General features: G+C 62.5%; 15 protein-coding genes. 13 read left to right on the forward strand and 2 right to left on the reverse strand.

Annotated features, from left to right (window positions below; translation table 11 throughout):
* Positions 1 to 571: 571 nt before the first annotated feature.
* From AC19YY_RS09020 to AC19YY_RS09030, 3 genes are read left to right on the forward strand one after another with little or no spacing between them, the layout of a single operon-like run.
* Complete coding sequence (locus AC19YY_RS09020; protein ID WP_170057650.1) at positions 572 to 1597, forward strand: aminoglycoside phosphotransferase family protein; 1026 nt, start codon at positions 572 to 574, stop codon at positions 1595 to 1597.
* Positions 1594 to 2268, forward strand: a complete 675-nt coding sequence (gene murU / locus AC19YY_RS09025) for an N-acetylmuramate alpha-1-phosphate uridylyltransferase MurU (protein WP_169953817.1) — start codon at positions 1594 to 1596, stop codon at positions 2266 to 2268. Before AC19YY_RS09020 ends, murU begins: the two co-directional genes overlap by 4 nt.
* A gap of 1 nt (position 2269) precedes the next feature.
* Complete coding sequence (locus AC19YY_RS09030; RefSeq protein WP_169953818.1) at positions 2270 to 3037, forward strand: DnaJ domain-containing protein; 768 nt, start codon at positions 2270 to 2272, stop codon at positions 3035 to 3037.
* Between the two features lie 37 nt (positions 3038 to 3074).
* Here AC19YY_RS09030 and AC19YY_RS09035 read toward each other — a convergent pair whose 3' ends face one another.
* Positions 3075 to 4052 (reverse strand): alpha/beta hydrolase family protein, encoded by a 978-nt coding sequence (locus AC19YY_RS09035; protein ID WP_492633808.1) that lies wholly within the window; start codon positions 4050 to 4052, stop codon positions 3075 to 3077.
* Between the two features lie 61 nt (positions 4053 to 4113).
* Here AC19YY_RS09035 and AC19YY_RS09040 point away from each other — a divergent pair, with 61 nt between their 5' ends.
* From AC19YY_RS09040 to trpE, 10 genes are all read left to right on the forward strand, one after another.
* Positions 4114 to 6507, forward strand: coding sequence for a PAS domain-containing sensor histidine kinase (locus tag AC19YY_RS09040; RefSeq protein WP_500604090.1), 2394 nt, complete (start codon positions 4114 to 4116; stop codon positions 6505 to 6507).
* 68 nt (positions 6508 to 6575) lie between these two features.
* Positions 6576 to 7205, forward strand: a complete 630-nt coding sequence (locus AC19YY_RS09045) for a response regulator (protein ID WP_169953820.1) — start codon at positions 6576 to 6578, stop codon at positions 7203 to 7205.
* A gap of 291 nt (positions 7206 to 7496) precedes the next feature.
* Positions 7497 to 8609, forward strand: a complete 1113-nt coding sequence (locus tag AC19YY_RS09050; protein ID WP_029296791.1) for an ABC transporter ATP-binding protein — start codon at positions 7497 to 7499, stop codon at positions 8607 to 8609.
* A gap of 46 nt (positions 8610 to 8655) precedes the next feature.
* Positions 8656 to 9696 (forward strand): ABC transporter substrate-binding protein, encoded by a 1041-nt coding sequence (locus AC19YY_RS09055; RefSeq protein ID WP_500604079.1) that lies wholly within the window; start codon positions 8656 to 8658, stop codon positions 9694 to 9696.
* Positions 9697 to 9852: 156 nt separating this feature from the next.
* Positions 9853 to 11100 (forward strand): ABC transporter permease, encoded by a 1248-nt coding sequence (locus AC19YY_RS09060; protein WP_169953822.1) that lies wholly within the window; start codon positions 9853 to 9855, stop codon positions 11098 to 11100.
* Between the two features lie 12 nt (positions 11101 to 11112).
* A complete protein-coding gene (locus AC19YY_RS09065) occupies positions 11113 to 11940 on the forward strand; it encodes an ABC transporter permease (protein WP_029296783.1) in 828 nt (275 codons plus the stop codon).
* A gap of 199 nt (positions 11941 to 12139) precedes the next feature.
* A complete protein-coding gene (locus AC19YY_RS09070; RefSeq protein ID WP_169953823.1) occupies positions 12140 to 13288 on the forward strand; it encodes an iron-containing alcohol dehydrogenase in 1149 nt (382 codons plus the stop codon).
* Between the two features lie 84 nt (positions 13289 to 13372).
* Positions 13373 to 14047 carry a ribulose-phosphate 3-epimerase gene (rpe, locus tag AC19YY_RS09075; RefSeq protein WP_169953824.1) on the forward strand — a complete coding sequence of 225 codons (675 nt, stop codon included), beginning with the start codon at positions 13373 to 13375 and terminating at the stop codon, positions 14045 to 14047.
* On the forward strand, positions 14044 to 14862 hold the full coding sequence (locus tag AC19YY_RS09080) for a phosphoglycolate phosphatase (protein ID WP_170057653.1): 819 nt from the start codon (positions 14044 to 14046) through the stop codon (positions 14860 to 14862). The genes rpe and AC19YY_RS09080 overlap by 4 nt, the downstream gene beginning before the upstream one ends.
* Before the next feature lie 68 nt (positions 14863 to 14930).
* Positions 14931 to 16412, forward strand: a complete 1482-nt coding sequence (gene trpE, locus AC19YY_RS09085; RefSeq protein ID WP_169953826.1) for an anthranilate synthase component I — start codon at positions 14931 to 14933, stop codon at positions 16410 to 16412.
* 105 nt (positions 16413 to 16517) lie between these two features.
* Here the strand turns inward: trpE and estP are convergent, their stop codons facing one another.
* Positions 16518 to 18440, reverse strand: a complete 1923-nt coding sequence (gene estP, locus AC19YY_RS09090; protein WP_170042262.1) for an esterase EstP — start codon at positions 18438 to 18440, stop codon at positions 16518 to 16520.
* Positions 18441 to 18605 lie beyond the last annotated feature (165 nt).

Below are 18605 nucleotides of genomic sequence, written 5' to 3' on the forward strand. Positions count from 1 at the left end.
GACTGCAAGGCAGCACGCTCAAAGAGTATTTCCTCCTGTTTTAAGGCAGGAGGAATCCCTGCGGGGATTCATCCCGCAAGGGTAGGCCTAGGGCCTGAGTGGATTCGCTATCTGATGTAGAAGACGGCGCAAATAATGACGACCGTAAAGGCCGATATCATTCCCGCAAATTTCCAAGTCAGTCGATACAAGACGTCATCGAGAGCTTTGGAGATATCTGTCTGACTTGCCGATACATCAGCTTTAAGGGCTAGACGTTTCCGCATAGAGACCTCATCAGTAGTGAAGTAGGCACTCCCAGTCCGAAATTCGGACCATAGCCGCGCTTCTGAGTGCTAAGCGGCTTTGGGGTTCGCTATTGTCGCCGCAGCGACAACGAGTCCTTCTAAGCAGTGGGACCCCTGGGCTGTTTTGTTTCCCGGATTGGCTACCGGGCTATCGGTTTTCTTAGGGAAAACCATTGACGGTGACGTCTCACCGCCAACCTGGAGACACGCTACGCGTGTCGCACAAGATGCGTGATAATAAAGCATGACCCGCTTGACGGCTAGCGCCGTCGGAGACCCTTGTAATGCCCGACCAAGATCTACGTTTGCAACACCTGAAAGTGTGGCTCGATCAGCAGTTACCCGAGCTTTTCCTTGCCCAGGGATGGGGCCCCGTACCCCCGGCTACATTGACTGCGGCCAGCAGCGACGCGAGTTTCAGACGGTACTTCCGTTGGGAGGGCGCAGGTCGCACATTTGTCGTGATGGACGCTCCGCCCCCCCAGGAAAACTGCAAACCTTTCGTCGATATCGCGCGAATGTTGGCTAAATCAGGAATAAATGTTCCACAAATTTTTGCTGAGGATCTGTCCCAAGGCTTTCTTTTGCTCAATGACCTGGGCAAAAACACCTACCTGGATGTGATTGACGGGGAAAATGCCGACCAATTGTTTGCCGAGGCCATCGACGCGCTGCTGGCGTTCCAGCAATTGCCGATGGACGCCGGCTTGCCCAGCTACGACGTGCCGTTGTTGCGCCGGGAGCTGGAGTTGTTCCCCGAGTGGTACGTGCGCCGGCACCTGGGCATCGAGTTCGATGCGCAGCAGTCGGCCCTATGGCAGCGGGTCAGCCAGTTGTTGATCGACAGCGCCCTGGCCCAGCCCAAGGTCCTGGTGCACCGCGACTACATGCCGCGCAACCTGATGATCAGCGAACCGAACCCTGGCGTGCTGGACTTCCAGGACGCGGTCTACGGCCCCGTGACCTACGACATCACCTGCCTGTTCAAGGACGCCTTCCTCAGTTGGCCCCAGGCACGGGTGCGCGAATGGCAGCGCGGCTATTGGCAGCGTGCTGGCCAATTGGGCATTCCGGTACAGGCGGATTTTGAAGACTTCCTGCGTGCCAGCGACTTGATGGGGGTGCAGCGGCACCTCAAGGTCATCGGTATCTTCGCGCGTATCTGCCACCGTGATGGCAAGCCGCGCTACCTGGCGGACGTGCCGCGCTTCTTTGCCTATATAGAAGCGGTGCTGGCCGATCGGCCGGAACTGGCCGACCTTGGCGAGTTGCTGTCGAGCCTGCGCCAACCGGCCGAGGCCCACGTATGAAGGCCATGATCCTGGCGGCCGGCAAGGGCGAGCGGATGCGTCCGCTTACCTTGCACACTCCCAAACCACTGGTCCAGGCCGGTGGCAAGCGCCTGATTGAGTACCACCTGGAGGCGCTGGCGAAAGCGGGGTTCACCGAGATCGTCATCAACCATGCCTGGCTGGGCCAGCAAATCGAGCATTACCTGGGGGACGGCGCGCAGTACGGCGTGCGCATCCAGTATTCGCCCGAAGGCGAGCCGCTGGAGACCGGTGGCGGGATTTTCCAGGCCTTGCCCCTGCTGGGAGACGAGCCGTTCCTGGTGGTCAATGGCGATATCTGGACCGACTACGACTTTGCCCGCCTCAAGCAGCCCTTGAGCGGCCTGGCGCACCTGGTGATGGTCGACAACCCGGCCCATCACCCCAGTGGTGGCGATTTCTATATCAAGGACGGTTTGCTTCATGATGCAGCGCCCGATGCCGATAACCTGACCTTCAGTGGCATTTCGCTGCTGCATCCCAAGCTGTTTGCGGGTTGCAGCGCCGGTGCCTTCAAGTTGGCGCCCTTGTTGCGCGCAGCGATGGCTCAAGGCTTGGTCTCGGGGGAACACATGGATGGACGCTGGATTGACGTCGGTACGCTGGAGCGCCTGGCGCAGGTAGAAAACCTGCTGACCGTGGGCCAGTAAGATGCTGTGGCCAGGGACTTTGATCGGCGCCGGGGCGGGGTTTGCCATCGCCAGTATTCCGGGGGCCATGCTGGGTGCGCTATTGGGCCAGGCGCTGGATCGACGTCTGCAATTGCGCAGTTGGGCGCAACTGCGCGAGCGCCTGGGCGGCCGTCCGGCGCTGCGTAACGACGAACTGCTGTTTGTGTTGCTGGGCCGTTTGGCCAAGAGCAACGGGCGGGTGGTCGACGGGCATATCCAGCAAGCGCGGGTGGAGATGCGCGCGCTGGATATGACCGAGCCGGCCCAGCGCCGGGCGATTGCGGCGTTCAATCGGGGCAAGTCGGGGACCGATCGGGTGCGCAGTTACCTGCGCGTGCTCAAGTCCCAGCCCCATGCCGCAGAAGGCGTGCTGCGTGCCTGCTGGCGCATGGTCTGGGCCGACGGCAAGGCCAGCCTCGCCGAGCGCGACCTGATCGACCTCTGGGGCAAGTGGCTGGGGTGGACGCCGCAACAGATCCAGGCCCTGGCCCACGACTACGAGCCGGAGCGCAAACCCCTGGCCACTCGTGGTGGCACCTACCAGGAAGCCCTGCGGATTCTGGGGGTGACGGCCACGACAGAGCCGGCTGTGATCAAGCGTGCCTACCGACGACTGCTCAGTCGCCATCATCCGGACAAGATCGCCGGCAGCGGCGCCAGCCCCGCGCAGGTACGCGAGGCTACGGAGCGTACGCGCGAGCTGCATAGCGCCTACACGGTGATCCGTGAGCAGCGGGATTTCCGCTGACCTTACAGGAGCAGGCTTGGCGGCGAGGGGAGGTGGGTCAAGTCCCGCTGCCTTGCGGGCTCAACCAGCCGCGAATACGCCGGTACAACTGTTCCTGGGCCGCTGAACTATTGCCGGGGATAGTCTTCAACGACACCTGCTTATAGTTGTCATTTTTCAGTCGCTTGCTCGCCTGGCTGCGTTCCAGCGCCATTTTGCTGGCCTGGGCATTGTCCTGGTAGAAGACATCGGCCGTTGCCAGCTTCAAGGTCGGCGCCAGCTGTTGCAGGTTCGGTTGGCGGCCTATCGGCGTTTGCGCCGCGACCATAATGAATTTCTGCACCTGCGCGGGTTGTTTTTCGCTCAGGTAGCGCGCTGCCCACCAGGCCCCGGTGCCGTGGCCCAGCAGCACTACGCTGCGGGCGTTCTGGGTCTGGGCATAGGCGACGGCGGCATCGATGCGGGCGAAGATCCGGGTCGCGTCGGTCTTGTCCTGCTCATCCGCGCCGGGGACCACGGCCGGGTCGGTGCCTTCGGCTTCGGCGCTGGCGGCCTGTTCGATCGGCTTGGGCGCGGCGGTGCTGGCATCCTTGCTGCTGGTGTCGACGGCCGAGTCGGGGGCCTGGATGATTCGGGGCGCCAGGGTGTCCAGGCTCTGGTCCGGCAATGACAGGCTCAGGCTGCCCCACTCGGCATCTGGCAGCTTCTGGCGCAAAGGCCCGACGGCTTGCGGCCAGTCAGCGGTTTCCCCGGCGCCGGGGACGATAATCACCACGCCTTGCGGCTCGGCGCTGTTGGCCGGCTTCCACAGGGCCAGGAATGACTCGTCGCCAGCCTGCAATTGCTGCTGCTCCTGGGGCGGCAGTTGTCGCTCCAGGGCGCTGGCTTCCTCCTGGCTGCGCTCGAGCAGAGGCTGGCGTTGCGGTGGCTTTTCGGCGGCAGCCGGCGCGGTGTCAGCCGCCTGCACGCAAAAGGTGCTGGTAAACAGGAGCGACAGGCACAATGCTGGCAGTGTCGAACGGTGAAGCAGGGGCATAGTGCAATTCCGGCCAGAAGTGATCCCGGCAGCCTAATGGGTTGGATGTGAGATGTGAATGATGATTTTTCGCTGTCTGCTGGTTATCGGCTATCTGTGCTTTCCCTTGATGGCAAGTGCTGCGCCCGCGTCCGTGGTGGCGCCGGCGGTGCTCACCCCCCAGCAGCGCGAGTGGCTGGCGCAGCACCCGCAACTGCGGGTCGGCGTGGTGTTGCAGGCGCCTTACGCGCAATACGACCGACGCCTGCAGCGGTTGTCCGGGGCCAATGTCGAGCTGATGCAGGCATTGGCCAAGGCGTTGAACATCGAGCTGAGCTGGCGCAACTTCCCCACGCAAGAACAGTTGGAGGACGCCTTGCGCGAGGACGCGGTCGACCTCGCGCCGGGCCTGCTGCAAACCCCGGCTGGCCTGCGCCTGTGGTTGTTTTCTGACCCGTATATGCGCGTGCCCCAGCACATCGTCGGCATTCGTGACGGCAGCGGCGCGGTGGACCTGGAAAAACTCGACGAACACTCAAGGGTCGCCGTGCGTATGCCCAGCGCCGTGGCTGATTACCTGCGCAGCAATTACCCCAACCTGAACCTGCAAGGCGTGCCCCTGGAGCGCCAGGCCCTGCAATTGTTGGTCAGCCAGCAGGCGCGCTATGCCGTGATCGATGAGGCGCAGTTGAGCCGGCTGTCGGTCGAGCCAGAGTTCGCCAGCCTGGCGGTGGTGGGTGATATTGGCTTGCCGCAATTGCTGCGGGTGGCCACCCGGCGTGACTGGCCGGCCTTGGCGGACATTGTCGAGAGCGGCCTGCGGGCCATTCCCGCCCGTGAGCTGGAGCAATTGCACGCCCGTTGGCTGCAAGCCAAATACCCACGGCTGTCGGAATCACCGGGGTTCTGGCAAAACCTCAGCCTGTTGCTGGGCCTGTTGTTGCTCGCGTGCCTGGCGGTTGCTGTGTGGCAGCGTCGGCAAAAACATGCCCTGGAGCACCAGTTGCTGGCCGCGCGCGAGGAAAGCGCTGCCCGTGCCGCAGGCGCCGAAGCGTTGCGCCTGACCCAGTTTTCCATCGATCAAAGCACCGTCGGCATCCTCTGGGTCAACTGGGACAGCCATGTGCGCTACGCCAACGTCGCCGCCGAAGCGATGCTCGGCTACGGCCCGGGCGCGTTGATCGAACGCCCGTTGATCGAGTTCGAACCCAATTTGAGCATGGACCGCTGGCTGAACCTGTGGAAACGCGCCCGGGCCAGTGAAGACGGGCCGCAGAGTTTTGCCACCCAGTGCCTGCGCGCGGATGGCAGCCTGTTGCCCACGGATGTGTCCCTGAGTTTTCTGCGCTTTGCCGGTGGCGAATACCTGGTGGTGTACCTCAACGACGTTACCGAGCGCCGCCGGGCCTTGGCCGCGTTGCAGGAAAGTGAGGCGCGCCTGCAAGGCATCGCCGCCAATGTGCCGGGGTTGGTGTTTCGCCTGGAGCGCCTGCCGTTGAGCGCTGCCATCGATTTTGCCTACATCAGCGAAGGCAGCGAGCGCCTGGTGGGTTATTCGCCGTCCGTGCTCAGCCACCGCGATGTGGGGCTACGCAGCCTGGTACACCCGGATGATCGCGCCAGTTATCACCAGACCCAGGACCAGGCCATCGACACCGAGAGCAACTGGTCGTGGCAGGGCCGCATCCTCACTCGGCAAGGCGAGCAGCGCTGGGCCGAGATCAAGGCCGTCACGCGGCGCCTGGAGGATGGCGCGGTGGTCTGGGACGGGATCGTCTGGGACATCAGCGACAGCAAGCGCATCGAATTGGAACTGGACGCTTCGCGGGCGCAGCTGCGCGAGCTGTCGGCCCACCTGGAGACCGTGCGCGAGGAGGAGAAAGCGCGGATCGCCCGCGAAGTCCACGATGAGCTGGGGCAAATGCTCACGGTGCTGAAGCTGGAAACGTCCATGTGCGAGTTGGCCTACGCGCAATTGGACCCCGGCCTGCACGAGCGCCTGAACAGTATGAAGCGTTTGATCGCACAGCTGTTTCAACTGGTCCGTGATGTGGCCACCGCGCTGCGCCCGCCGATTCTCGACGCCGGGATCGCCTCGGCCATCGAATGGCAGGCGCGGCGGTTCGAGGCGCGCACGCAGATCCCTTGCCTGGTGCAAGTGCCGGATAATCTGCCGGCATTGAGCGACGCCAAGGCCATCGGCCTGTTCCGCATCCTGCAAGAGGCGCTGACCAATGTCATGCGCCATGCCCAGGCGCATACTGTGGAGCTGACCCTGGTGGTGGAGGGCGCCAATCTGCGCCTGACCATCAGCGATGATGGCGCAGGGTTCGTCCCCGCGCCGGGACGCCCGGTATCGTTTGGCCTGGTGGGTATGCGCGAGCGGGTGCTGATCATGGGCGGGCGGTTGACCCTCGACAGCGAGTTGGGGGAGGGCACCACCCTGAGCGTTACAGTGCCGTTGGATTCGCCATAGATCCCTTGTGGTCTTGCTCCCACATTTTGAATGTCGGCGTTTAATCGCTATAGAGAGAGGAAATTGCCGTGATCCGCGTATTGGTAGCCGAAGACCACACCATCGTCCGTGAAGGCATCAAGCAGTTGATCGGCCTGGCCAAGGACCTGCTGGTGGTGGGCGAGGCGGGGAACGGCGAGCAGTTACTGGAAGCCTTGCGCCATACACCTTGCGAGGTGGTGCTGTTGGACATTTCCATGCCCGGGGTCAACGGCCTGGAGGCGATTGCGCGGATCCGTGCGCTGAACAATCCACCGGCCATCCTGGTGTTGTCGATGCATGACGAGGCGCAAATGGCCGCCCGGGCGTTGAAGGTCGGCGCGGCAGGGTACGCCACCAAGGACAGCGATCCGGCGCTATTGCTGACGGCGATCCGCAAGGTGGCCGCGGGCGGGCGCTATATCGACCCGGACCTGGCGGACCGCATGGTGTTCGAAGTCGGCCTCACCGACACCCGGCCGTTGCATTCGCTGTTGTCCGAGCGCGAGTTCTCGGTGTTCGAGCGTTTGGCCCAGGGTGCCAACGTCAACGATATCGCCCAGCAACTGGCCCTGAGCAGCAAGACCATCAGCACCCACAAGGCGCGGTTGATGCAAAAACTCAACATTACCTCCCTGGCAGAATTGGTGAAGTACGCGATGGAGCACAAACTCCTGTAGGCGCCCGGCTTGCCGGTGGTGGCTATCTTGAGGGCGCCATCGCCGGCAAGCCGGGCTCCTACAGGGAGGCGTATCTATTTGCGACACCCCGGCAGCACCCCGCAGCCCATGCCTGCGGCTTGTCGCGTCCTCCTGGCCGCCCAACTGTCCCATGCCCGCCATCCGTGTAGGGCAATCCCTACCCTGAACCTTCCACCCTGCTGATGCCAATCTCTCCTGCGCCCCGATTTCCGGGGGCTTGCTCCTGGACTACGCTAGCTCCACAGCAGTCCAAAACACAAAGGTGCGGGTATGAGCGAGGTGGATTCAAATGATGTGCTGGTCAGCTTTCGTGGTGTGCAAAAGAGCTACGACGGCGAGAACCTGATCGTCAAAGACCTCAACCTGGACATTCGCAAAGGCGAGTTCCTCACCTTGCTGGGGCCGTCCGGCTCGGGCAAGACCACCAGCCTGATGATGCTGGCGGGCTTTGAAACGCCGACCGCCGGGGAAATCCTCCTGGCCGGGCGCTCCATCAACAACGTGCCGCCGCACAAGCGTGACATTGGCATGGTGTTCCAGAACTACGCGCTGTTCCCGCACATGACCGTGGCCGAGAACCTGGCGTTCCCCCTGACCGTACGCGGCTTGAGCAAGACCGATGTCAGCGAGCGGGTCAAGCGCGTGCTGAGCATGGTCCAGCTCGACGCCTTCGCCCAGCGCTACCCGGCGCAGCTCTCCGGCGGCCAGCAACAACGGGTGGCCTTGGCTCGCGCACTGGTGTTCGAGCCGCAGTTGGTGCTGATGGACGAACCCCTCGGTGCCCTCGATAAACAGCTGCGTGAACACATGCAGATGGAGATCAAGCACCTGCACCAGCGCCTCGGCGTGACGGTGGTCTACGTGACCCACGACCAGGGTGAAGCCCTGACCATGTCCGACCGGGTGGCGGTGTTCCACCAGGGCGAGATCCAGCAGATCGCACCGCCGCGCACCTTGTATGAAGAGCCGAAAAACACCTTCGTCGCCAACTTCATCGGCGAGAACAACCGCCTTAACGGCCGCCTGCACAGCCACACCGGCGAGCGCTGCGTGGTCGAGCTGGCGCGGGGCGAGAAGGTCGAGGCGCTGGCGGTGAATGTCGGGCAGATCGGTGGCCCGGTGACGCTGTCGGTGCGCCCGGAGCGGGTCAGCCTCAACGGTTCCAGCGAAAGCTGCAGCAATCGCTTCTCGGGTCGGGTGGCCGAATTTATCTACCTGGGCGACCACGTACGTGTGCGCCTGGAAGTCTGCGGCAAGGCTGATTTCTTTGTGAAACAACCGATCGCCGAGCTGGACCCGGCGCTGACGGTCGGCGATGTGGTTCCGATTGGCTGGCAAGTCGAGCACGTTCGCGCACTCGACCCACTTCTAGAGGCGAACTGATCGCCCCCTTGGCTTCATCCAACCCTGCACGTGGAGAGAACAATAAATGTTGAGATCCCTGAAATTGACCGCCCTGGCCATTGGCCTGGCGGGTGCTTCACAGGTCATGGCAGGTCCTGACCTGACGGTGGTGTCGTTTGGCGGCGCGAACAAGGCGGCCCAGGTCAAGGCCTTCTATGCCCCGTGGGAAAGCGCGGGCCACGGCAAGATCATCGCCGGCGAGTACAACGGCGAGATGGCCAAGGTCAAAGCCATGGTCGACACCAAGAGCGTGTCCTGGGACCTGGTGGAAGTCGAATCGCCGGAGCTGTCCCGTGGCTGTGACGAAGACATGTTCGAGCCGCTGGACCCTGCACTGTTTGGCAACACGCAAGATTACGTGAAAGGCGCGATCCAGCCCTGCGGCGTGGGTTTCTTCGTGTGGTCCACCGTGCTGGCCTACAACGCCGACAAGCTCAAGGCGCCACCAGGCGGCTGGGTGGATTTCTGGGACACCCAGAAATTCCCCGGCAAGCGTGGACTGCGCAAAGGCGCCAAATACACCCTGGAATTTGCCCTGATGGCTGACGGTGTAGCGCCCAAGGATGTCTACAAAGTGCTGGCCAGCAAAGATGGCCAAGACCGTGCCTTCAAGAAACTCGATGAGCTCAAGCCGTCGATCCAATGGTGGGAAGCCGGCGCCCAGCCGCCGCAGTACCTGGCCTCGGGTGATGTGGTGATGAGTTCGGCCTACAACGGCCGGATCGCTGCCGTGCAGAAAGAGAGCAACCTGAAAGTGGTGTGGAACGGCGGCGTCTACGATTTTGATGCCTGGGCGATCCCCAAGGGCCTGGGCAAGGAACGCGCCGAGGCGGCGAAGAAATTCATCGCCTTCTCCGTCGCACCGCAACAGCAGAAAACCTATTCGGAAAACATCGCCTACGGCCCAGCCAATACCCAGGCCGTACCGTTGCTGGCCAAGGACATCCTCAAGGATATGCCGACCACCCCGGAAAACATCGCCAACCAGGTGCAGATCGATGTGAGCTTCTGGGCGGATAACGGCGAGCAGTTGGAGCAGCGCTTCAACTCCTGGGCTGCCAAGTAATAAGCCCCACCGCTAAACCCCTGTAGGAGCTGGCTTGCCTGCGATGGCATCACCTCGGTAGACGTGACACACCGAGGCGCTGCCATCGCGGGCAAGCCCGGCTCCCACAAGGGGCCTTTAACACGGGTCTCAACTGTAGATTTTCCGGAGTTTGCCATGGCCATCGCCGTTCCCTCGAACGAGGTCACCACCCCCAGCTTGAAACAGCGCCTGGCCCGTGCCGAGCGGCTTAACCGCTGGAAGGCCCAGGCCTTGATCGCGCCGCTGGTGGTGTTTTTGCTGCTGGTGTTCCTGGTGCCCATCGTTGCGTTGCTCTACAAAAGCGTCGGTAACCCGGAAGTGGTCGCCGGCTTGCCGCGTACCGTGGTGGCGGTGACCGCCTGGGATGGTCGCGGCTTGCCCGACGAGCCGGTGTATCAGGCTATCAGCGAGGACCTGGGCGAAGCCCGTAAAAACCAGACCTTGGGCGACCTGTCCAAGCGCCTGAACATGGAACTGGCGGGCTATCGCAGCCTGTTGACCAAAACTGCGCGGGCGCTGCCGTTTAGCGAAGTGCCGGCCTCTTATAAAGAAGCGCTGGAGAACCTCGACGAACGCTGGGGCGACCCCGCGTACTGGCAGGCAATCCGCCGCAACACCAGCAGCCTTACGCCTTATTACCTGCTGGCGGCCGTCGATCATCGGATCGACGACCTCGGTGAAGTCGCGCCGGCCACCCCGGACCAGGCGATCTACCTCGATATCTTCGCCCGCACCTTCTGGATGGGCCTGGTGATTACCGTGTGTTGCCTGCTGCTGGCCTATCCGCTGGCGTACTTGCTGGCCAACCTGCCGGCGCGGCAAAGCAACCTGTTGATGATCCTGGTGCTGCTGCCCTTCTGGACCTCGGTACTGGTGCGTGTCGCCGCGTGGATTGTGTTGCTGCAGTCCGGCGGCTTGATCAACGGTGCGCTGATGAGCCTGGGCATTATCGATAAGCCCCTGGAGCTGGTGTTCAACCGGCTTGGGGTCTACATCTCCATGGTGCATATCCTGTTGCCGTTCATGATTTTGCCGATCTACAGCGTGATGAAGGGTATTTCGCCGACCTATATGCGTGCGGCGATTTCGCTGGGCTGTCACCCCTTTGCCAGTTTCTGGCGGGTGTACTTCCCACAGACCTACGCGGGCGTCGGTGCCGGCTGCCTGTTGGTGTTTATCCTGGCGATTGGCTATTACATCACCCCGGCCCTGCTGGGCAGCCCTAACGACCAGATGGTCAGCTACTTCGTGGCGTTCTACACCAACACCAGCATCAACTGGGGCATGGCCACTGCGCTGGGCGGCTTGCTGCTGCTGGCGACCGTGGTGCTGTACCTGATCTACAACTGGCTGGTGGGCGCCAGCCGCCTGCGCCTGAGCTGAGGAGCGCCTGACATGTCCAGCAGTCCTTATATGTCACCCATAGAGCGGGTGTGGTTCTACAGCTTGCGGATCCTCTGCGGCCTGATCCTGTTGTTCCTGATCCTGCCGGTGCTGGTGATCATCCCGCTGTCATTCAACTCGGGGAGTTTCCTGGTGTACCCGCTGCAGGGATTTTCGCTGCACTGGTACCAGGACTTCTTCGCCTCGGCGGAATGGATGCGTGCCCTGAAAAACAGCATCATCGTTGCCCCGGCGGCCACGGTGCTGGCGATGGTGTTCGGTACATTGGCGGCCATCGGCCTGACCCGTGGGCATTTTCCCGGCAAGGCGCTGGTGATGGCCCTGGTGATTTCGCCGATGGTGGTGCCGGTGGTGATTATCGGCGTGGCGAGTTACCTGTTCTTCGCTCCGCTGGGGCTGGGCAACAGCTTCTTTTCACTGATCGTGGTGCATGCGGTGCTGGGCGTGCCCTTTGTGATTATCACCGTGTCGGCAACGTTGCAGGGCTTCAACCATAACCTGGTGCGGGCAGCGGCCAGCCTGGGGGCATCGCCGCTGACCGCGTTTCGCCGGGTGACGCTGCCGCTGATTGCGCCGGGGGTGATTTCCGGGGCGCTGTTTGCCTTTGCCACCTCGTTCGATGAGGTGGTGGTAACGCTGTTCCTCGCCGGGCCCGAGCAGGCCACCTTGCCTCGGCAGATGTTCAGCGGCATCCGCGAAAACCTCAGCCCGACCATTGCCGCTGCAGCGACTCTGCTGATTGCCTTCTCGGTGGTGCTGTTGCTGACCCTGGAATGGCTGCGTGGGCGCAGCGAAAAACTGCGTACGGCACAGGTCTGACTGCTGAAACCCTATCATCTGTGGGAGCTGGCTTGCCTGCGATGGCCTCGACTCGGTACGAGGCCATCGCAGGCAAGCCAGCTCCTACATTGACCGGGTTCGCTTTGAATGATCTGGCCATTCAGCCGCTGAATGGCAGACAACCCACATTCCCCAGCTATTCTTGTGCCAGCCCCCAACTTTATAAGAGGCCGCGCACATGAGTATCTCCTCATTCAAGATCGCCCATAAATTGCTCACCGGCCCAGGTGCCATCGAGCAATTGGCCGCCGAGCTGACCCGGCTGGATGTCGATAACCCGCTGATCGTCACCGATGCCGCACTGGTCAAGTCCGGCACGGTGCAATTGGCGTTGGCGCAGTTGGGGGATCGCCCCTTTGAGATTTTCGACCGGGTACTGCCCGACCCGGAGATCGCCATCGTCGAAGACTGCATGCAGGTGTACCGCGAAGGCGGGCATGACGGCCTGATCGGTGTGGGCGGCGGCAGTGCCATCGATATTGCCAAGAGCGTCGCCGCCTATGCCGGGTATCACGGCGCTCTGGCGGATTTGTTCGGGGTGGACCAGGTGCCGCGCAAGGGCCCGCCGCTGATCGCCATTCCCACTACGGCCGGCACCGGGTCGGAGGTGACCAATGTGGCGATTCTCTCGGACAAGGCCGCGCAATTGAAAAAAGGCATCGTCAGCGACTACCTACTGCCGGACGTTGCGCTGATCAGCCCGCAAATGACCCTGACCTGCCCGCGCAGTGTCACGGCGGCCAGTGGTGTGGATGCCCTGGTGCATGCCATCGAGTCGTATCTGTCGCTGAACGCTTCGCCGATCACCGATGCCCTGGCTATCGGGGCGATCAAGTTGATCGCCAAGGCCTTGCCCAAGGCCTACGCCAACCCTTCCAACCTGCAGGCGCGTGACGATATGGCCACCGCCAGCCTGATGGCCGGCATGGCCTTCGGCAATGCCGGGGTGGGCGCGGTGCATGCGTTGGCCTACCCGTTGGGCGGGCGTTTCAATATTGCCCACGGGGTGAGCAACGCATTGCTGCTGCCTTACGTGATGCACTGGAACAAACTGGCCTGTGTCGAGCGCATGCAGGATATCGCCCAGGCCATGGGGGTGAACGTCACGGGCTTGAGCGTAAACGATGCGGCGGACCAGGCCGTGGCGGCCATGACGCGACTGTGTGCCGCAGTGGAGATCCCTTCCGGCCTGCGCAGCTTTGGCGTGCCCGAGGATGCGATCCCGGCCATGGCGGTAGAGGCGGCGGGAATCGAGCGCCTGATGCGCAACAACCCACGCAAGCTGAGCGCGGCGGATATCGAGAAAATCTACCGCGCCGCCTACTAACCATTGAGTCAGGTCACGGTGCGCGCAGCAAAGCATGAGGTATACAATGCGCGCCATCGTGATTTAGCTCAGAAAAGGTGCGTCATGCAGCCCTTCGTTATTGCTCCATCGATCCTCTCCGCCGACTTCGCCCGCCTGGGTGAAGAAGTGGACAACGTGTTGGCCGCCGGTGCCGACTTCGTACACTTCGATGTCATGGACAACCACTATGTGCCGAACCTGACCATCGGCCCGATGGTATGCGCGGCGCTGCGCAAGTACGGCGTGACCGCGCCCATCGATGTGCACCTGATGGTCAGCCCGGTGGACCGCATCATCGGCGACTTCATCGAAGCCGGTGCGACCTACATCACCTTCCACCCGGAAGCCACGCTGCACATCGACCGTTCCCTGCAACTGATCCGCGAAGGCGGCTGCAAGGCCGGGCTGGTGTTCAACCCGGCGACCCCGCTGGACACGCTCAAGTACGTGATGGACAAGGTCGACATGGTCTTGCTGATGAGCGTCAACCCAGGGTTTGGCGGGCAGAAGTTCATCCCCGGCACCCTCGACAAACTGCGTGAAGCCCGTGCGCTGATCGATGCCTCTGGCCGCGATATCCGCCTGGAGATCGACGGTGGGGTCAACGTCAGCAACATCCGTGACATCGCGGCGGCTGGCGCCGATACCTTCGTCGCCGGCTCGGCGATCTTCAACACTCCTGACTACCAGGAAGTGATCGCCAAAATGCGTGCAGAACTGGCGCTGGCGCGTCCATGAGCGGTTTTGAGCAGCTGTTCCCCGGTCAATTGCCGCGGCTGGTGATGTTCGATCTGGACGGCACCCTGGTCGACTCGGTGCCGGACCTGGCGGCTGCGGTGGATCACATGTTGCTCAAGCTGGGGCGCAAACCGGTCGGTATCGAGTCGGTGCGCGACTGGGTCGGCAACGGCGTGCAGGTGCTGGTGCGCCGTGCCTTGGCCAACCATATCGACGCCGAGGACGTCGATGACGTGGAAGCCGAGCACGCGCTGGAACTGTTCAATGCGGCCTACGAAGACGGCCACGAACTGACCGTGGTTTACCCCGGCGTGCGCGACACCCTCAAGTGGCTGCACAAGCAGGGCGTGGAAATGGCCCTGATCACCAACAAGCCGGAGCGCTTTGTCGCGCCGTTGCTGGACCAGATGAAGATCGGGCGGTATTTCCGCTGGATCATCGGCGGCGATACCCTGCCGCAGAAAAAGCCCGACCCGGCGGCGCTGTTCTTTGTGATGAAAATGGCCAATATACCGGCTTCCCAGTCGCTGTTTGTCGGCGACTCGCGCAGTGATGTGCTGGCGGCGAAAGCGGCGGGGGTCAAGTGCGTGGCCTTGAGCTACGGCTACAACCATGGCCGGCCGATCGCCGAAGAGTCGCCGGCGCTGGTCATTGATGACCTGCGACTGCTAATCCCCGGTTGCTTGGGAGCGGGCGCTGAGATAACGTTGCCCGACGCTGTCCCATCCCCTTCTGGAAATCCCATCGTGGTGGTCACTCGCAAACTCTGGATGAAAGTCATCAAGGCCCTGGCCCGCTGGCGTTGGCGCGCCTGACTGATCCTGGCCGCGCTGCGGCACGTTTGCATACCTGACTGTTAGACCCTCACGCCACGAGGCACCTCATGATCCGCGAAGAATTCCTGCGTTTGGCCGCTGCCGGCTACAACCGCATCCCCATGGCCCGGGAAACCCTGGCTGACTTCGATACACCGCTGTCGATCTACCTGAAACTGGCCGATGAGCCCAATTCCTATCTGTTGGAATCGGTACAGGGCGGCGAGAAGTGGGGCCGGTACTCGATCATCGGCCTGCCGTGCCGCACGGTCCTGCGGGTGCATGACCATCACGTCAGCATCACCCATGACGGCATCGAGATCGAAAGCCACGATGTGCAAGACCCGCTGGCCTTCGTCGAAGCCTTCAAGGCGCGCTACAACGTGCCGACCATCCCTGGCCTGCCGCGTTTCAATGGCGGCCTGGTGGGGTATTTCGGCTACGACTGCGTGCGCTATGTAGAGCAGCGCCTGGGCAAATGCCCGAACCCCGATCCGTTGGGCGTGCCGGACATCTTGCTGATGGTTTCCGACGCGGTGGTAGTGTTCGACAACCTGGCCGGCAAGATGCACGCGATCGTCCTCGCCGACCCGGCCCAGGCCGACGCGTTCGAGCAAGGCCAGGCCAGCCTCGAAGCCCTGCTGGACAAGCTGCGCCAGCCGATCACCCCGCGTCGCGGCCTGGACCTCAGCCGTCCACCGGCGGCCGATCCGGTGTTCCGTTCCAGCTTTACCCAGGATGACTACGAGCGCGCGGTCGATACCATCAAGGAGTACATCCTCGCCGGTGACTGCATGCAAGTGGTGCCGTCGCAGCGTATGTCCATCGACTTCAAGGCGGCGCCCATCGACTTGTACCGGGCCCTGCGTTGCTTCAACCCGACGCCGTATATGTACTTCTTCAACTTTGGTGACTTCCACGTGGTGGGCAGTTCGCCGGAAGTACTGGTGCGCGTCGAAGACAACCTGATCACCGTGCGCCCGATTGCCGGTACGCGCCCTCGTGGCGCGACCGAAGAGGCCGACCTGGCGCTCGAAGAGGACCTGCTGTCGGACGACAAGGAAATCGCCGAGCACTTGATGCTCATCGATCTTGGGCGTAACGACACCGGGCGCGTTTCGGAAATCGGCTCGGTGAAGCTCACCGAAAAAATGGTGATCGAGCGTTACTCCAACGTGATGCACATTGTGTCCAACGTCACCGGCGAGCTGAAGGCCGGCCTGACGGCCATGGACGCGCTGCGCGCAATTCTGCCAGCGGGCACCTTGTCTGGCGCACCGAAAATTCGCGCGATGGAAATCATCGACGAACTGGAGCCGGTCAAGCGTGGTGTCTACGGCGGCGCCGTGGGTTATTTCGCGTGGAATGGCAACATGGACACCGCCATTGCGATCCGCACGGCGGTGATCAAGGACGGTGAACTGCACGTCCAGGCGGGCGGCGGGATCGTGGCCGACTCGGTGCCGGCCCTTGAGTGGGAAGAAACCCTGAACAAGCGCCGAGCGATGTTCCGTGCGGTGGCGTTGGCCGAGCAGACGCCGCAAGACTGACGGTCGATCCCGATCTAAATGTGGGATTGGGCTTGTGTGGGAGCGGCGGTGCGACGATTCGACTTGCCGCTCCCACATTAGCTTTATGTTGTTCTTACGACCGGTTTAGAAATCCAGGCTCACCCCGACACTGACCCCTTGCTGGGTCAGGCTGTCATCCTTCCTCACGTTGTACGCCGCGCGCAGTGCCAACTCCTGGGTGAGCTTGTGGCTGACCCCGAGGCTCAGGCGATCGGAGTTGCTGCGGGGGGTGTAGCCGTCCAGCTTGAAATCGATCCCCTGCACGCTGTTGAGCGAAATATTCACCTTTTGGGTGTCATTCTCGAACTCATGCTCGTGAGCCACTTCGCCAAAAACCTGGGTTTGCGGAGTGACGCGGTAGCTACCCTGCAGGCCAACGCCCAGGCGCCTGGAGTCGCGTTGCTGATCATCAAAGGTCAGCGCGGTGGAGCGGTTGCCTTTTTCCCCGTAGCCATCGACTTCGACTCGCGCATAGTCGGCGCTGATGAACGGCGACAGGTGCCAATCGCTGCCGACGCCGGCAATGTCGTAGCCCACGCGACCACTCAAGGCCCAGAGCCAGCCGTCGGTGTCGCCTTTTTCCGAGCTTTCACTGACGCCCAGGGCGAACTTGCGCTTGAGGCTATCGAAGTCCAGCCTGCCGCCGGTCAACGCGGCATCAGCCCACCAGTGGTTGTGCTGATACTGGGCGAATGCGCTGCCCATGTAGCTGTTGAGCTTGTAGTCCGAGTCGCTGGCGCCGGCTTCGAGCGTCTGGCGATACAGCCCGGCTGCCACGCCTACGCGCCAACTGTCGTCGAGGCGATAGCTGGTGCCGACATTCAGGTTGTAGCCACTGCCGTCGCCACTGGCGGAGCTGCCTTGACCGTCGAAGTCCAGGCGCTGGCCACCACCGGCGACAATTGCGCGCCATTGGCCCACGGCCTGCCAGTTGCCGTTGTCCGCCTGCCATTGGTTGCGCAATTCATCCTGGTGGGCGCGCAGGGTGCCGTGGGCCATTTCCGGTAACAGCGTCAGCTCCCAGGGGGCGGCGAGCAGCGAATAGGCATAGTCGGCGATCAAGCGTTGCCCGGCGACGGTGGGGTGGACCGAGTCGTTGTAGATCAGTTTGGTCGGGTCCGGGTTGGTGCCGCCGATGCCATAGGTCGGGTTGGCGGTGCAGCTGTTGCCACTGAAGCAGGTGCCGGTAAGGTTCTGCCCGGTCGCCAGGCCAAATCGGCCAGGGTCGGCGAAGGATTCCTGCAACAGCAGTGGAATATTCAACGGGATGATCTGGGCATCGATCTGCGACAGGCGCTGTACCAATGCCTGGTTGAAAATATTACTCAGGGCGGACGTCGCAGCTTGCTGCGGCGTGCCGTTGATGGCGGGTGTCAGGCCCAGGTCGGGCAGCATCCACACCATGATGTAGCGCGCGCCGGCTTGTTGCAGGGCCTGGGCACTGTCGGCCAGGCGCCCGCCTGCGGCAACGGCTTGGCCTGGACTGAGGACGCGCTGTTGCAGGAAGTCATTGCCGCCACCAGACAGAAAATACAGGGCGTTGGGGTCGGCGCGTCCGCCGTTTGCCGGCAGATACCCCTGGCGGCTGCGCAACACCGTGCCGGCGCCCGCATTGCCCGGAGGGATCGCCGTGTTGGATAGCGAGGTGATGGAATCCAGGATGTTGTCGGTACGGTAGCCGCCGACCGCCCAGTTGTTGCCATCAGGCAAGCCTTGGGCCGCGCGAACCGGCGAGGTGGAGGCATTCAGGTCGTTCGCTGCCACGCCCAGTTTGGAGCCCAGCAGGGTCGATGAAACCAGGCCGTAGTCGCCCTGGAATGTGGGACCGGTACGGTTGGTAAAACGCAGGGTGGCACCGGACAGACCATCGGGAAACTGGCCCGCGTCCGCCAGGCTATCGCCGAAAACGACCATGGTTGAATAAGGTGAAGGGGCTGCAAACGCCTGCGCGCAGGCCAGTGCCAGGAGGCAGCCGGCAAGGGGCGCAACAAAAGATGGTCTGAGCATACGCAATTCCATGTGATTGTTTTTGTATCGGAAGTGAAACACTAGCAATGTAGTGGGAGTTGCCTGTGAGGAAAATCGTTTTTTTCCTACAAACCCTTTGTCATGCCCCCCGTATTTGCTGCTCCATATTGCACCGCTGGCGAGGCTACGTTACTGTGCGGGAAC

It is taken from the genome of Pseudomonas sp. MF09156 (assembly GCF_059862305.1).

Excerpts from the sequence above, each read along its gene's own strand:
- rpe (WP_169953824.1), top strand. The coding sequence starts at position 13,373 with ATGCAGCCCTTCGTTATTGCTCCATCGATCCTCTCCGCCGACTTCGCC.
- AC19YY_RS09060 (WP_169953822.1), top strand. The coding sequence starts at position 9,853 with ATGGCCATCGCCGTTCCCTCGAACGAGGTCACCACCCCCAGCTTGAAA.
- AC19YY_RS09065 (WP_029296783.1), top strand. The coding sequence starts at position 11,113 with ATGTCCAGCAGTCCTTATATGTCACCCATAGAGCGGGTGTGGTTCTAC.
- AC19YY_RS09050 (WP_029296791.1), top strand. The coding sequence starts at position 7,497 with ATGAGCGAGGTGGATTCAAATGATGTGCTGGTCAGCTTTCGTGGTGTG.
- AC19YY_RS09035 (WP_492633808.1), bottom strand. The coding sequence starts at position 4,052 with ATGCCCCTGCTTCACCGTTCGACACTGCCAGCATTGTGCCTGTCGCTC.
- estP (WP_170042262.1), bottom strand. The coding sequence starts at position 18,440 with ATGCTCAGACCATCTTTTGTTGCGCCCCTTGCCGGCTGCCTCCTGGCA.
- murU (WP_169953817.1), top strand. The coding sequence starts at position 1,594 with ATGAAGGCCATGATCCTGGCGGCCGGCAAGGGCGAGCGGATGCGTCCG.
- AC19YY_RS09040 (WP_500604090.1), top strand. The coding sequence starts at position 4,114 with ATGATTTTTCGCTGTCTGCTGGTTATCGGCTATCTGTGCTTTCCCTTG.
- AC19YY_RS09070 (WP_169953823.1), top strand. The coding sequence starts at position 12,140 with ATGAGTATCTCCTCATTCAAGATCGCCCATAAATTGCTCACCGGCCCA.
- AC19YY_RS09080 (WP_170057653.1), top strand. The coding sequence starts at position 14,044 with ATGAGCGGTTTTGAGCAGCTGTTCCCCGGTCAATTGCCGCGGCTGGTG.
- AC19YY_RS09030 (WP_169953818.1), top strand. The coding sequence starts at position 2,270 with ATGCTGTGGCCAGGGACTTTGATCGGCGCCGGGGCGGGGTTTGCCATC.
- AC19YY_RS09055 (WP_500604079.1), top strand. The coding sequence starts at position 8,656 with ATGTTGAGATCCCTGAAATTGACCGCCCTGGCCATTGGCCTGGCGGGT.
- trpE (WP_169953826.1), top strand. The coding sequence starts at position 14,931 with ATGATCCGCGAAGAATTCCTGCGTTTGGCCGCTGCCGGCTACAACCGC.
- AC19YY_RS09020 (WP_170057650.1), top strand. The coding sequence starts at position 572 with ATGCCCGACCAAGATCTACGTTTGCAACACCTGAAAGTGTGGCTCGAT.